The 13,444-nt window shown below is 57.1% G+C and carries 12 protein-coding genes and 1 pseudogene; 3 read left to right on the top strand and 10 right to left on the bottom strand.

Annotated elements, in window-relative coordinates; translation table 11 throughout:
• Nucleotides 1-2,422, bottom strand: a pseudogene (locus QSJ36_RS04895) (hypothetical protein); the annotation flags it as partial.
• Nucleotides 2,423-2,782: 360 nt separating this feature from the next.
• Here QSJ36_RS04895 and pstB point away from each other — a divergent pair.
• Together pstB and QSJ36_RS04905 are read left to right on the top strand one after the other, a co-directional pair.
• Nucleotides 2,783-3,565 (top strand): phosphate ABC transporter ATP-binding protein PstB, encoded by a 783-nt coding sequence (gene pstB, locus QSJ36_RS04900; protein ID WP_102721019.1) that lies wholly within the window; start codon nt 2,783-2,785, stop codon nt 3,563-3,565.
• A gap of 185 nt (nt 3,566-3,750) precedes the next feature.
• A complete protein-coding gene (locus QSJ36_RS04905; protein WP_180970978.1) occupies nt 3,751-4,398 on the top strand; it encodes a PhoU domain-containing protein in 648 nt (215 codons plus the stop codon).
• Between the two features lie 96 nt (nt 4,399-4,494).
• On the opposite strand, the gene QSJ36_RS04910 is transcribed toward QSJ36_RS04905, so the two are convergent.
• The 3 genes from QSJ36_RS04910 to QSJ36_RS04920 form a co-directional block, all read right to left on the bottom strand.
• On the bottom strand, nt 4,495-5,454 hold the full coding sequence (locus QSJ36_RS04910; protein ID WP_285467369.1) for an aldose epimerase family protein: 960 nt from the start codon (nt 5,452-5,454) through the stop codon (nt 4,495-4,497).
• A gap of 34 nt (nt 5,455-5,488) precedes the next feature.
• Nucleotides 5,489-5,968, bottom strand: coding sequence for a glycine zipper 2TM domain-containing protein (locus QSJ36_RS04915; RefSeq protein ID WP_022396303.1), 480 nt, complete (start codon nt 5,966-5,968; stop codon nt 5,489-5,491).
• Between the two features lie 147 nt (nt 5,969-6,115).
• The gene (locus QSJ36_RS04920) at nt 6,116-6,358 is read right to left on the bottom strand and encodes a hypothetical protein (protein WP_022396302.1); all 243 of its coding nucleotides are present in this window, start codon (nt 6,356-6,358) and stop codon (nt 6,116-6,118) included.
• 236 nt (nt 6,359-6,594) lie between these two features.
• Between QSJ36_RS04920 and QSJ36_RS04925 the strand changes: the two genes are divergently transcribed.
• Nucleotides 6,595-9,114, top strand: coding sequence for a pitrilysin family protein (locus QSJ36_RS04925; protein WP_285467385.1), 2,520 nt, complete (start codon nt 6,595-6,597; stop codon nt 9,112-9,114).
• Nucleotides 9,115-9,491: 377 nt separating this feature from the next.
• Here QSJ36_RS04925 and QSJ36_RS04930 read toward each other — a convergent pair whose 3' ends face one another.
• The 6 genes from QSJ36_RS04930 to QSJ36_RS04955 form a co-directional block, all read right to left on the bottom strand.
• Nucleotides 9,492-9,812, bottom strand: coding sequence for a polymer-forming cytoskeletal protein (locus tag QSJ36_RS04930; protein WP_012420356.1), 321 nt, complete (start codon nt 9,810-9,812; stop codon nt 9,492-9,494).
• Between the two features lie 34 nt (nt 9,813-9,846).
• On the bottom strand, nt 9,847-10,413 hold the full coding sequence (frr, locus tag QSJ36_RS04935) for a ribosome recycling factor (RefSeq protein WP_022396300.1): 567 nt from the start codon (nt 10,411-10,413) through the stop codon (nt 9,847-9,849).
• Nucleotides 10,414-10,468: 55 nt separating this feature from the next.
• Nucleotides 10,469-11,194, bottom strand: a complete 726-nt coding sequence (gene pyrH, locus QSJ36_RS04940; RefSeq protein WP_022396299.1) for a UMP kinase — start codon at nt 11,192-11,194, stop codon at nt 10,469-10,471.
• A 66-nt stretch (nt 11,195-11,260) separates the two neighbouring features.
• The gene (locus tag QSJ36_RS04945; protein ID WP_102721015.1) at nt 11,261-12,169 is read right to left on the bottom strand and encodes a mechanosensitive ion channel family protein; all 909 of its coding nucleotides are present in this window, start codon (nt 12,167-12,169) and stop codon (nt 11,261-11,263) included.
• 145 nt (nt 12,170-12,314) lie between these two features.
• On the bottom strand, nt 12,315-12,914 hold the full coding sequence (locus QSJ36_RS04950; protein ID WP_285467441.1) for a hypothetical protein: 600 nt from the start codon (nt 12,912-12,914) through the stop codon (nt 12,315-12,317).
• Entirely contained in the window at nt 12,877-13,371 is a 495-nt protein-coding gene (locus tag QSJ36_RS04955) for a hypothetical protein (RefSeq protein ID WP_285467442.1), read from the bottom strand. The genes QSJ36_RS04950 and QSJ36_RS04955 overlap by 38 nt, the downstream gene beginning before the upstream one ends.
• Nucleotides 13,372-13,444 lie beyond the last annotated feature (73 nt).

Genomic DNA, 13,444 nt, shown 5'->3' on the forward strand with positions numbered 1-13,444 from the left:
GCTCGGAGGCGGTGGGCATCTGCCCACCCCAGAAGAGAGGGCTGGAGTGCTGCCATGTCTTGGCGCGGTAGTCCTTGCCTTCCGGGTAGGCTCCGATCACCGGAGGCTTGCCCCATTTGACCGATACCCCGTAGTAGGCGATGAATGTGGAATCCAAAGAGGGAGTTCCGTATTCGCCCGCCTTCTTGGCTTCTTCATTGGTGCCTTCATTATGTTCCCACATTTCCGCCGGAAGTTTAATCTGGTCGACCAGAGGTTTTTCCCACGCGCCCCAGTTCAGGTTGAGGATAGCCGGCATGGTTTTGGCGAAGATGTCGATTTCAGCCGTGTTTTTCCCATTCAGGGAGGAGGAGCTGTTCATCTTGTTGGGATTCATGAGACCGGCCCCCATGACGAAGGTTCCCAAGGCCTTTGATGCTCCCTTGTCCCCGTATTTGACGGCGAGGACATGATTATCGGGCGTACCATTGAGTTGGCTGGTATCTTCCGCGAAGATAATGGAAGCCTTGGCGATGCCCTGCTGATTATATCCACTGCCGTCCAGCAGTTCGTAGCGAACACCGTCCGTCAGGTTGACGGCATAGGAGCTGACCTGGCCAGGCTCCTGGGACCAACCTTCCTTGAGCGGGAACCTGTCCGGTTTGAAATCACCGCTGTTGGGTTTTGTCTTATAAACCTCATTGCCATTGGCAATGTTGGAAACGACCGGCTGGGCAAAGACAACGATTTCTCCAGCCTTCAAGGTAGAAGGTTCTCCCTTGATCGTGGCCCCATCTCCACTGAGTTTGGATGTGGTGCGGAAAGAGGCGCCAAAGTCGGCTACCTGGCGGTTGTTATAAGAGGCGTTTAAGTAGGGGACCAGGCAGGATTCCCCGTAATTGGACAATTGGCCTTCATCCAGCTGGTTCCATGCGAATTTGATATTGTGGGAAAGCAGCAGGGGCATGAAACGATGTTCGCCGAAGTAGGCGCCCCAGACGCCGCCGTCGGCTCCGGTCAGTTTCATATCCACATTGTAGGGGTTCCACCAGACGTACACCGGAATGACGGCGATACGGAAGTCAATCCATCCACCGCGGTTGGGATGCTTGTTGCCGTGTTTGACATAGTTAAGTCCCACGAAAGAATAAAAGCGCAGCAGGATGGGATGGCGCATGTACGTGTAGCGGTTGTCCATCATTTCCATACTGGCCGCAGAGTCCGCCGCAATCAATGTGCTGGGGGAGCGCCCATTCCATTGCAGGGTGGCGGAAGAATCTTGTCCGTCCCTCTTCGTGGAGGAGTCCCACACGTTGGCCCACAGGTAGAGCTGGTTCCAGGAACCGATCGGGCGGTTCTGTTCCGATGGGTTTCCGTCCTCGGACGTATACGGCCGGAGACCGATATCCGAGGTGTCTCCGCGGAAATCTTCAGGCAGCTTTTCCTGGGAAAACATAATGTTGAGGTCCTTTTTAAGACCTCCGAATTTAGAATCCGTCAAGAGACTGGAAGAAACCAGGGAGATGTCATGGTACACCTCTCCCAAGTCTTTCAGCCGGCCGTTTTTACTGTTAGCCAGTATCGTATCAAGGGAGATGAGTTTTCTGACTGTGGACATGTCGTTTCCGGAACTCGATGCCATCATGGAAGAAAGGTTGAGGGGCTCCAAATCAGGACCGGGCGTGTCCCACGTGGAGCGCATCACCGTCAGGGCATCCGTGCTTTCTTCCGAGGCATGCGGCATCAGGTTGATGCGCGCCTTCTGGTTTTCTCCCGTTACCCACCACGCAATGTATTTGCGCACGCTGGAATTTCTTTTAAGGCCAATGGTTTTGGATGAATCGTCCACACGCACCATACGGGCGTAGATTTCCTTTTTGTCTTGGTTCTTGGCGCCTACGGGCGTTCCTACTGTGCCATGGTCCACCAAGGCGACACTGCGGAAATTCTGGTTGGTAAGGGAACGTTTGCCCAGCAGGCTTTTGCCCGCTTCCAGCGTGCTGAGCCTGCGCAGGTCCGGATCGGAAATGAGCCAGCGGCGGAACATGGACTTTCTTCCCGTATCGTAGGTGGAAGAAATGTTCATGCCCTGGGAGTTAGTCTTGTTGAGCCAGGTGTCCCAGCTGTTCCAGACGCCCAGGATGTACGGGGCGTTGCCTTCGCTGGCGCCGGAGGAAAGGATGCCCGAGTTGGCGGAAACGCGCTGGTCGGGTCCCAGCTCACACTGGAGCTGCCCGAGGGCCACTTCCAGGGAAAACCTGGCGAGGGATTTGGCCTCCGCGGCAAAGAGCTGTTTTTCGGAAATGCGGACCTGTGAGGATGCAATGGTAAGAAGGCCAACGCTGAGGAGGGCCAGGAGCATCATCAGGGTGATGGTGGCAATCAGGGCAAAACCCTTGCTTATATGTTTAAATCTTTGGGTTTGCGGAATTGTTCTTTTCATCGTAATTTTCCTGAAAATTATTAAAATCTATTATAAAAACTGGGAGACGCAAAGCTGCTGCCAATAGGTTTTCCGGCACGTCATATCAACATACAAAATAGTTCTTTCCGGGCAAGAAAAATAGTTCTCGTTTTGCAAGTAAAAACGTATCTCTAAAAAGAAAAGACCAAACGTGTTTTTGCATTCACACTCATTTAGTTTTATAGTCAATTAAAAGTAAACGGATTCTAAATCCGCTGCGTGTTTTTCTTTTTCTCAAAAAGCCAGGTTAAGAAATTGTCACAAACCCGTAGTAGACCTGGAGCTTCGTTTTTGGGATACCATGCGGTCAACGGCGCAGGACGCGCCATTTGACCGAACATGACTCCGCATCCAGCCGCCGCCGACCAGACCGCCGTAGAGGTGGATTCCCTGGATTTTTGTTATGGGAGCAAGCAATCCCTGTTCCATGTCACCATGAAGGTTCCCAGGAACCGGGTGACGGCGTTCATCGGCCCTTCCGGATGTGGAAAGTCCACGCTGCTGCGCTGCATCAACCGGATGAATGACCGCATTCCGGAGGCCCGCGTCACGGGCGGCTCCATTCGCATTGACGGGGTGGACGTGACTTCCCCGTCCCTGGACCCCATCCATTTGCGCCGGGAGGTGGGGATGGTTTTCCAGAAGTCCAATCCCTTCCCGATGACTATTTATGAGAACGTTTCCTACGGGTTGAAGCTGGCGGGGGTAAGGAACCGCGGCATTCTGGATGAAGCGGTGGAGGAAAGCCTGAGGCATGCCGCCTTATGGGATGAAGTGAAGGACCGCCTGCATGCTTCCGCCAACGGCCTTTCCGGGGGACAGCAGCAGCGCCTGTGCATCGCCCGTTCCATTGCCGTGAAGCCTCGCATCCTGCTGATGGACGAACCTTGTTCCGCCCTGGACCCCATTGCCACAGTGCGGGTGGAAGAGCTGATGCACCGGCTCAAGGAGGAGTTCACCATCATCGTGGTTACCCACAACATGCAGCAGGCCACCCGCGTTTCCGACCTGACCGGTTTTTTCATGCTGGGAAGGCTGGTGGAGTTTGATTCCACGGAGAAGATTTTTTCCAATCCTTCCATGAAAGAAACGGAGGATTATATCACGGGAAGATTCAGTTAACAGAGAGTTGTTTATGGTTTTTTCAAAGTTTACTTCCAGAAAGGGAGCCGGGCATTTTTCCCTTTCCTCCGGCGTTGTACGGAGGCTGGCCGCATCCTCCGCCAAAAGGAACAGCCTGCGCCGCCAGCACATTTTTTACCATGCCGGCAAAAGCGCCGCCAGTCATCAAGCCAATATTCCTAATCATGAATCACGACGCGCACACCCTGAGGGAGTTTGACGCCGCCCTTTCCTCCCTGAATACGCATTTGCTCCAGATGGCCTACAAGGCGCAGAGCGCCCTTGACCTGGCTGCCGCCGGGCTGCTGCAGCAGAATGAATCCGCCTCCAACCAGGCCATTGCGGAGGATGAGGAGCTGGATGAGCTGGAAATGACGGTGGACCGGGAAGGCCTGCATCTGCTGGCTTTTTTCAGTCCCGTAGCCTCCGATCTCAAGGTGGTGCTGGCTTCCATACGCATGTCTTCCATGTATGAACGGATCGGGGATGAGGCCGTGACGATCGCCAAGAGGGCCAACAAGCTTAACAAGCGCCCCCGCATCCGGGAGGCCGCCCAGGCGGACCCCGTTTACCGGGAGATGGCGGAGCAGTTCAGAGCGGTGAACAAGGCCGTCTCTTCCTGGGACGGGAAGGCTCTGGCGGAGCTGGTTCCCGCGCTGGAGACGCTGGCGGAGCATGCGGCGGCCATGACGGATACGTTCACCCGCCTGCCGGAACAGTATCAGGACAATCTGATTTCCGTGGCGGACCTGATTTTTGTGGGCCGTTCCATGGAACGCATGGCGGAAGGCCTGCAAAAGGTGGTGGCGGAAGCCCTTTATGCGGCGTCTTGACAGCGCACGCCTGAAAAGCTGAAAGACGGGGTTCCGGAGTTTGGCGCGCCGGAACATTTCCTGCCTTTCCCGCTCAGGGGACTGCGGATATGCCTTTTACCTGACGGTCCAGGTGATATTGCGCGTGGCTGACTGGCCGGGACGCAGGATGACGCTGGGGAAGTGGGGCGTGTTGACGGCATTGGGGAAGCCCTGGGCTTCCAGCGCGATTCCCTGGCGCGCCTGGGGCAGGTATTCCCCGGTATACACCTGGAGGCCGGGCGCGTCCGTCGCCACGATCAGGCGGTGGCGGGATTCCGGGTCCAGAAGGATGGCGGCGATTTTGTCGCCGGGTTCGGAATCCAGCACGTAGTTGTGGTCCAGTCCGGCGGCGGTGTCCGGATGGGCGGCGGAGTTGCGTTCTCCCAGCAGGGCTGCCTTCCGCAGGTCAAAGTCCGTTCCTTCCACGGGAAGGATGCGGCCGTCCGGAATGTTGGTGGCGTCCACCGGGGTGTAGGCGGAAGCCCGCACCTCCAGCGTCATGGAGTCAATGGTGAGCTTGCCGGAAAGGTTCCAGTAGGCGTGGTTGGTGAGGTTGACGATGGTGGCCGCGTCCGCGTACGCTTCCAGCCGGAGGTGGAGGGTTTCTTCCACCACGGTATAGGTGGCTACCACTTCCAGATTGCCGGGATAGTTTTCCTCCCCGTCTGCGGAGTGCAGGGTAAGCACCAGCGTGTTGCGCGTGGCTTCCTGCACCTGCCAGATTTTGCTGTCGAAGCCCTGCACGCCTCCGTGCAGGTGGTTGGGGCCGTTGTTGACGACCACGGAATGGGAGTCTCCGTCAATGGAGAACCTGCCTTTTGCGATGCGATTCGCGACACGGCCGCAAATCGCACCGCAATAACAGGTGTCTTTCAGCATGTCTTCAAAGTGCTTGGGCCCTACGATCATGTCCATGCCGTCCTTGACGACGGAGATGATGCGCCCCCCGTAGTTGCTGATGCGTACCGTCAGCTTGTCGGAAGACAGTTCAAACAGTTCTACTGGAGCGCCGCCGGGTAAGGTGCCGAAGATCATGCCGGTATGTAGCTGGTCAGTGAAGGAGGGCCAATTAGTAGGCCAGCACGCGGGAACCGTTGTTGCCGATGATCACGCGCACGCGCTGTCCGACCTGGATCGGGTTGTTCCTGCTGGCGACCTGCACGACCGTGTAGTTGCGGGTGCCGTTCCTTTTCTGGTCCAGGCGCACGGTGATGCGTTCCCCGGTCGTGTTGTTCACGGCCTTGTCAATCTGGTTGCCGGCGATGCCGCCCAGAATGGCGCCGCCCGCTGCCGTAGCGTACTTGGCGTTGCCGCCGCCGAACATGGCGCCGGTCAGGCCGCCCGCCACTGCACCGATGCCGGTGCCGGTATTGGCGTTATTGGCCTGGATTTTGACGTTTTCCACACTGGTGACCGTACCGGTATAGGTTTCCTGTGCGCCGCCGATTTCGTTCAGGTTGTAGGCGTTCGGGGAACCGAAGTTGGTGCAGGAGGTGATGGACAGCGCAATGGCCGCACAGCCGATGGTAAGAATGGAAGTCGTTTTCATGATGACAGTTTATAAAATGGGTTGAAGGTTCAAATCAAGTAATTTCATGGTCAACGGGACGGACGGTTTTACGCCCACCCGGTGGAGAAAACCCTTGCCGAAAGGGTTCGGCAAGGGTTCGCGTTCATTGTGATGGTTTCCGTGAGGTTAGGCCTTGGGAGCTTCTTCCTTTTTGGAGCAGTCGCAGGGCTTTTCACCTTTGCTGCAGGGCTTGTCGCATTTTTTGCCGCACTTGCCTTCCTTGTCGCATTTCTTGTCGCACTTTTTGTCTTTCTTGCAGCACTTCTGAGCAGCGGGGGCGGAGGAATCGGCCGGAGCGGCGGCTTCCTGGGCGTAACCGTTGACACTGAATGCGAAAGCAAAGGCTGCTACAGCGAGGATCTTTTTCATATGATGATGTGTGAGGTTGGTGTTGTTGATGATAAACGGCACATAATCTGCCGTTCTACGACTGATAGAGTAACAGAGTTTAAGATTTGTTCAAAAAAATGTGCAGTCAGCATGTTTTTTTTAGGGAGGTTTTCGATTCAACTGCGTTTTTTAAAACCGGGGTAAGTCTGACAGTGCCGCGGCGTGGACGGAGCGGCGGCTTGCATGGCCTGCCGTCTTAAGGCACGCTAAGAAACATGAGTTCAGCCAAGGAGCCTGTGACGCGCCGTTTCGGAAACGGTTTGACGGTTTTGATCAAGGAGGACAAGTCCCATCCCGTAGTGTCCCTTCAGTACTGGGTGGGCACCGGGTCCATGAATGAGGGCCACTGGCAGGGGAGCGGCCTTTCCCATTTGCTGGAACACCTGGTGTTCAAGGGAACGGAGCATTATTCCGGGCAGGACCTGGCCCGCAAGGTCCAGGAACGCGGCGGCCACTGGAATGCCTATACCAGCGTGAACCGCACCGTGTATTATATAGACGGCCCTGCGGATTCCTGGCAGATTTTCCTGAACCTTCTGACGGAGCTGGTGTTTTTCCCCACGTTCCCGGAGGATGAACTAGAGCGGGAGAAGGGGGTGGTGCGCCGGGAGATGGCCATGTACGCGGACGATCCCGATTCCGTGGCTTACCAGCTTCTGATGCAGACATTGTATCTCAAGCATCCGCGCCGCTGGCCCGTGCTGGGGGAACCCGCCGCGTTTGACTGCCTGACGCGCCAGGACGTGCTGGATTACCATGCCAGCCGCTATGTTCCGAACAATGTGGTGCTTTCCATCGCGGGGGATGTGGATGCCGCGGAGATTTTTTCCCATCTGGAACTGCTGGTGGAAGATTTAAAGTCCCGCCCCCTGAACCGGGAGCTTATTCCCCATGAACCGCACCAGTTCGGTTCCCGCAGGGTGCGCAAGGAATTTGCCGTGCCTTATTCCAAACTGAACCTTGCCTGGCGCCTGCCCTGTTCAGGCCATCCGGATACGCCGGCTCTTTCCGCCCTGGCCAGCATCCTGGGCGGGGGCCGTTCCGCGCGTTTTTATGAAAAGTTCCACGACCGCCTGGGGCTGGTGTACAGCATTGAGGTGCATTCCAACCAGTCCGAGACTGACGAAGGGGCGTTCACCATCAGCATTGACGTGGACCGCGCCCAGCGTGACAAGGTGCGGGACCTGGTGCTCCAGGAACTGCGGAATCTGGCACAGGAGGATTTTACGGAGGATTTGAAGAGAGTTTGCAAGCAGACGCGGGTCAGCCGCCTGCGCCGCAGGAGTTCCGCCGCCGGAGTGGCCTCGGAAATGGGGGCGGACTGGTTCGGGGCGCGCAATTTGAACCTGTCTTCAGAATGGCAGGAAGCCATTGAACAGGTGACCACGGAAGACCTGCACCGCGTGTGCTCCACCTGGCTGTCCTCCCCGAATGTGACGGAAGTCAGCCTGGATCCCGTGGGCAGCAACGCCGCGGAGGAAGACGGTTCCGCCGCCGGGACGGAAACGGCCCTGAGCGAGCATGTGCTTGGCAACGGCATGAAGGTGGTGATTCGTGAGGACCACCGCCTTCCGCTGGCCTATGCCTGCCTGGCCTTCAAGGCCGGCTGCCGTGCGGAGAATGAACATGACGCCGGGGTGACGGATTTGATGTCCGAATGCCTGCTGAAAGGGACCGCCACGCGTTCCGCAGGGGACATAGCGCGTTTTCTGGAGGACATCGGAGGGGCCATCAATACCTCCACAGGCAACAATTCCCTGAGCGTGGGCTGCCAGATTCTGGCGGAAGACCTGGATTCCGGACTGGAGCTGATGGCGGATGTGGTGATGAATCCCTCCTTCCCGGAGGACGCCTTCCTCCGGGAGAAGGAGTCCTTTGTGGCGGATGCGGAGGAGGATTTGGAAGATCCGCTTTCCGTGGCGTTCCGGCAGGAACGGAAGGTGGCCTACGGCCATGTTTCCTACGGGAATTCCCCGTCCGGCACGCCGGAGAGCCTTTCTTCACTGACAGTGCGGGACGTGAAGGAACAGTATGAACGCATCATCTGCGCCTCCAATGCCGTGATATGCATTTCCGGAGATGTCAGGAAGGAGGAGGTTCTCCCTCTTCTGGAAAAGCGTCTTGGCGGAATGAGGGCCGGAATGCCGCCGGTCCTGACTCCCACGCCCGCGCTGCGCGCTGGCCGGGAGGTGTCCGTGCTGGATAAGCAGCAAGCCGTGCTGGTGGTGGGAATGCCGTGCGTGGACGTGGCTTCCCCGGAAATGGCGCAGGCGCTGCTGTTCCAGGCCTGGTGCAGTGACATGGCCGGTCCCGTTTTCACCAACATCCGGGAGGAAGCCGGGCTGGCCTACTATGCCAGCTCCTCCCTGTTCATCGGCATGGACGCCGGAGGCATCTGCTTCTACTTGGGCACCTCTCCGGAACAACTGGAGGAAGCCGGGCGGCGGCTGGAAAAGACTCTGGAGATGATTCATGAGCGCGGCATGACGGAAGAGGAGCTGGAACGCACCAAGGCGTCCGCCCTTTCCTCCCGCCTGCTGGCCATGCAGTCCAACGGAGCCCTGTGCCAGATGCTGGCTCTGGATATCCTGTTCGGGCTGCCCCTGGATGCGTTTGAACGGCAGACAGTCGCCATCAGGAACATGGAGCTGGACCAGGTGAACGCCTTTATCAAGAAGGTGCTGGACCCCGCGCAGCCGCGTTCCTGGTCCATCGTGCGTCCGCCCCTTTCCTGACTTTCCTGAGGAAGCGGGATAACGGAGCGGCTTTTGCTCCACCTCCCGTTTTTTGCCCTGTTGGCGGCCAGGTTCCACCGGAGGCCTGGCCTGCCTGCCGCAAAAGTGGGAATCGGCGTTCCGCCCGGGAATGAGGGCCTTCCGGTCCTCATCAAGTGCGGCTGCGGGAGAAAGGGAAGAAAGCCCAGCTTTGCTTCGGACGGACGTAAATGCGAAAGGCGGGAGCCTTCCGCTCCCGGATGGGAGTTTTCCGTCTTTACCGGTTTTTCAAGCGGAGTATTCCTCTTTTTCTGCCGGGCTGCCCTGCCACCGGGCGTAAAAAAGCCGTTCCCTCGCGCAGGAAGGAACGGCTTGATGAAAAAATGAGGTTCGCGGTTTTAACCGATTTCCGTGCGGCCCAGCAGGTGGGCGCCTTCTTCCATGGCGAGGCTGCGGGTCTTCATGTCCCCGACGACGCGGGCCTGCTGCTTGAGTTCGCAGCGGTCGGAGGTGACCTTGCCTTCTACGTTGCCGTAGATGCGCACGTCTCCGGCGGTGATGTCGCCCTTGATCTGGGCGGTTTCTCCGATGGTGACTTTTCCCTTGTCGGAAATGATTTCACCTTCGATTTTGCCGTCGATGTGCATGTCGTTCTGGAAACGGATGGTTCCCTTGATTTCAATGCCGGAGGCGAGGAAGTTTGTTACGTTGTCTGTCATTGTCGTAAAATGGTTGGGGATGGATGGTTCTGGCTCAGATGGTCATGATGTCCTTTTCCTTGACGGCCACCAGCTCGTCAATGTCCTTCACGTACTTGTCCGTGAGCTTCTGGATCTGCGTTTCCAGATCGCGCTGGCCGTCTTCCGTGACGATGTTGTCCGCCTTGAGCTTTTTGGCGGAGTCCATGCCGGCCTTGCGGGCGCCGCGTACGCGCACGCGGGCTTCTTCCGCCTGGGATTTGACAAGCTTCACGAGGTCCTTGCGGCGTTCTTCCGTGAGGGCGGGAATGGGCAGGCGGATGGAGCGGCCTTCCACCAGCGGGTTGAGGTTCAACTTGCTTTCATTGATGGCGCGGCCGATGTCATGGACGGTGCTCGGGTCAAAGGGCTGGATGAGAATGAGGCGGGGTTCCGGCGTGCTGATGACGGCCAGGCCCTTCAGCTTCATGACGGAGCCGTAGCTGGAGACGTGCACGTCCAGGTTTTCAACGAGGCCGGGGGAGGCTTTTCCCGTGCGCACGCCGGAGAATTCCTGTTTGGCGAAGTCCACGGCCTTGAGCATGGATTCCTCCGTTTCCAATATTAATGTTTCTGCGTCCATGATTGTGGTGGGTGCTAAGTGTTTTTTGTAGGTTGGAAAAAGGGGCGTGCGGAGTTCAGCTGATGGTGGTGCCGATGGGTTCCCCGAGCAGGGCGCGCGTGATGTTGCCCGGCGTGTGCATGTCGAATACGATGATGGGCTTCTTGTTGTCCATGCACAGGGTGAAGGCCGTGGAGTCCATCACCTTGAGCTGACGTTCCAGGCATTCCTGGTAGGAAATGGCGTCAAAGCGCTTGGCGTCGGAAACCTTCTTGGGGTCCGCATCATAAACGCCGTCCACGGAGGTGGCCTTCATGACCACTTCCGCATTGATCTCGCTGGCGCGCAGGGCCGCCGTAGTGTCTGTGGAAAAGAACGGATTGCCGGTGCCGGCGGCGAAGATGACGATTTTATTGTTGTCCAGGTAGGTGCGGGCTTTCAGGCGGATGAAGGATTCCGCCACGTTTTTCATTTCAATGGCGGACTGCACCACGCAGGGGACTCCCGCGCGTTCCAGCGCGCTTTGGAGGGCCAGGGCGTTCATTACCGTGGCGAGCATGCCTACGTAGTCCGCCGTGGCGCGGTCCATGCCGCGCACGCTGGCTTTAGCCCCGCGCCAGAAGTTGCCGCCGCCCACGACCAGGCCGATCTGCACGCCGGCGCGGTGCGCCTGGGCGATTTCTTCAGCAATGCGGGCGACGATTTCCGGGGAAATGTTGTCCATGCTGCCGGGGCTGCGCAGGGCTTCTCCGCTGAGTTTCAGGAGGATTCTTTGATAGGCGGGTGCGGATGTGTCAGACATAGATGCGGATTTTACGCAGACAAGATTGAAATTTCACGGGGCAAAAAGAAAGCAAAAAGAGAGCACCTACTGATTTTTCTCCGCCGTGCCGGAGATTTCCACCTGGATGGGGCTTCTGCTCTCCAGACTGCGGGTGGGGAAGGGGAAGGAAATGCCCTCTGCCGCAAAGCGGTGCTTGATGTCGTGGGCAAGCGTTTTCTGGCAGTCCAGAAAGTTGTCCTTCAGGCACCAGGCGCCGATTTTGAATCCCAGGGAGGAATCCTGGAATCCGGTGAACATGATGACGGGAGCCGGGTCGTCCAGGCAGAGCTTGTTCTGTTTGACCACTTCCTGCAATATGCTCACGACGTGTTCAATGTCGCAATTGTAGTCCACGCCCAGGTCCAGGTCACAGCGGCGCGTGGAAAAGCGGGTGATGTTGCTCACCGGGTTTTTGATGATCATTTCATTGGGTATGCGGACCATGGTGTTGTTCGGCAGCCGGAGCTGGACGGACATGAGGTTGATGGAGTCCACATTGCCGGTGATGCCGCCCACTTCAATCATGTCCCCCAGGTTGATTTGCTTTTCCCCCACCAGGAAGAGGCCGCTGATGATGTTGGACAGGGAAGTCTGGGAGGCGAAGCCGACCGCCACGCCGATGATGCTGGCCGCGCCCAGCAGGGTGAGGATGTCGAACCCCATCAGGGCGAAGGCTTCCACGCCGATGATGATGTAGCCTGCCTCCTTGACTATTTTAACGGTCAGGCGGGACGCCTGGGGGGACATTTTCAGGGCGGTGATTTTCCGGAGCACCTGGCAGAGCAGCTTCAGGAGAATCCAGCTGACCACCAGCCATATCACCACATGCAGGATTTTGGCGCCCACGGACTGCACCATCTCCAGCTTGAGCCAGTCCGGCATGTTCAGAAAATCCATGGTTCTTGTCCAGATATCTTCCCTGGAGGATGCGGCTGCCATGAAATCCATATTCATGCCAAGGATGTAGCAAACACCCCTGTGCGGCTCAAGGGGCGTGCGCGTATTCCTCCTGATTTATGACAGTTCCGGCATTTCCGGAAAGGGAGAGGCCGCGGCCGGGGAAGGAGGGATAGCCGGGAATGTGCGCCTTAAAGGGCCGTCAGGTACCGGATACGCGCGTCAAGATAGAGAAAAAGCGGGAGGGCCTGTTCGGAATGAGGTACACTTTTCCTCCGGCGGAAAAGAAAATGACTTCCATGCCCTTTTCCGTCCCCCGGTCCACACGAGCCATTTTCCATTCCCCTGCAGGACTGGCGGACGTATAAACCAGATAAAATTTCAGGGAACCGTCCGGGCCTTTCTTGGCCGCTTTTGATTTATTGGAAAAGTCATACAGCTCTCCCGCCTGGTTCTTCCAGATTCCGTTTAACAGCTGGTCCACCGGTCTGCCCTCGGAATTGAATGGCTTCATGTAATTGTGGATGGCGATCGCTTCCTCCATGCTTCCCTGCTGGGCCAGCTGCTTCTGCCTTTTTTCCACGGCGGCCAGATATTTCCGGGTTAACGGCTGGCACGCCTTGGAGTATTCCGTCAGGAATTCCTGATGCAGGTTGTTCAATCCCGGCTCCGGTGATTTGATGATGTTTTGCCTGCCGTCTTGCAGGGTGAGCCAGTCAGTACTGGAGTCCTTGTAAATTTGAATGATGGTGGAGTCGTCTTTTTTAACCCAGATGCGCAGGGGCTCCCCGGTGAAGACCACTATTTCCCGGGAGGATTTCCCGGGAGGATTTTCCGGGGTCCGCCCACTGGTCCTGGGGCTGGAATGCTGTTTGTTTAATGTCTTTTGAGAACCGCCTCAGTCCGGCATCCAGAAACTGCGTGAATTCGTTGCTGTCCCCGTTCTTTTTCCACGCCTTTCCTATGAAGAACGGGTCGATGGTGTTGGAAGAAGGCGGAGAGAGAATATCTTTTTTGATGTTTTGAAGAACGGATTGAATCTGTTTGGCTTTTTCAAAGTCGGATTGATTGACCGCCTGCTGCTGGAGGGCGAGAAGTTTTTTTGAAAATGCGGGAAGAAGAGCTTCCCCGCGCCTGGTGCAGAATTTTTGATAGGCTGTTTCAAGGTCCCTGATGTTTTCAGGCGCTTGGGCATTTGCGGCCCAGACGGAGCCTGCAAGGGCAGAAATCAACAGGAAAGCCGGCATGAAGTAGTTCATTCCGGGTAAATTAGAACGGAAGGGTCCGTTGTCAATACTTATATGTTAGAGAAAAGCGGCAAAAAGGCCGTTC

Origin of the sequence: Akkermansia sp. NBRC 115031 (genome assembly GCF_030268505.1) — a bacterium.
GTDB classification, from domain to species: Bacteria; Verrucomicrobiota; Verrucomicrobiia; order Verrucomicrobiales; family Akkermansiaceae; genus Akkermansia; species Akkermansia massiliensis.

Coding starts and splice junctions, on each gene's coding strand:
- QSJ36_RS04955 (WP_285467442.1), bottom strand. CDS start 13,371: ATGAACTACTTCATGCCGGCTTTCCTGTTGATTTCTGCCCTTGCAGGC.
- QSJ36_RS04920 (WP_022396302.1), bottom strand. CDS start 6,358: ATGAAAAAGATCCTCGCTGTAGCAGCCTTTGCTTTCGCATTCAGTGTC.
- pstB (WP_102721019.1), top strand. CDS start 2,783: ATGACTCCGCATCCAGCCGCCGCCGACCAGACCGCCGTAGAGGTGGAT.
- QSJ36_RS04905 (WP_180970978.1), top strand. CDS start 3,751: ATGAATCACGACGCGCACACCCTGAGGGAGTTTGACGCCGCCCTTTCC.
- QSJ36_RS04915 (WP_022396303.1), bottom strand. CDS start 5,968: ATGAAAACGACTTCCATTCTTACCATCGGCTGTGCGGCCATTGCGCTG.
- QSJ36_RS04945 (WP_102721015.1), bottom strand. CDS start 12,169: ATGAATATGGATTTCATGGCAGCCGCATCCTCCAGGGAAGATATCTGG.
- QSJ36_RS04925 (WP_285467385.1), top strand. CDS start 6,595: ATGAGTTCAGCCAAGGAGCCTGTGACGCGCCGTTTCGGAAACGGTTTG.
- pyrH (WP_022396299.1), bottom strand. CDS start 11,194: ATGTCTGACACATCCGCACCCGCCTATCAAAGAATCCTCCTGAAACTC.
- QSJ36_RS04910 (WP_285467369.1), bottom strand. CDS start 5,454: ATGATCTTCGGCACCTTACCCGGCGGCGCTCCAGTAGAACTGTTTGAA.
- QSJ36_RS04930 (WP_012420356.1), bottom strand. CDS start 9,812: ATGACAGACAACGTAACAAACTTCCTCGCCTCCGGCATTGAAATCAAG.
- frr (WP_022396300.1), bottom strand. CDS start 10,413: ATGGACGCAGAAACATTAATATTGGAAACGGAGGAATCCATGCTCAAG.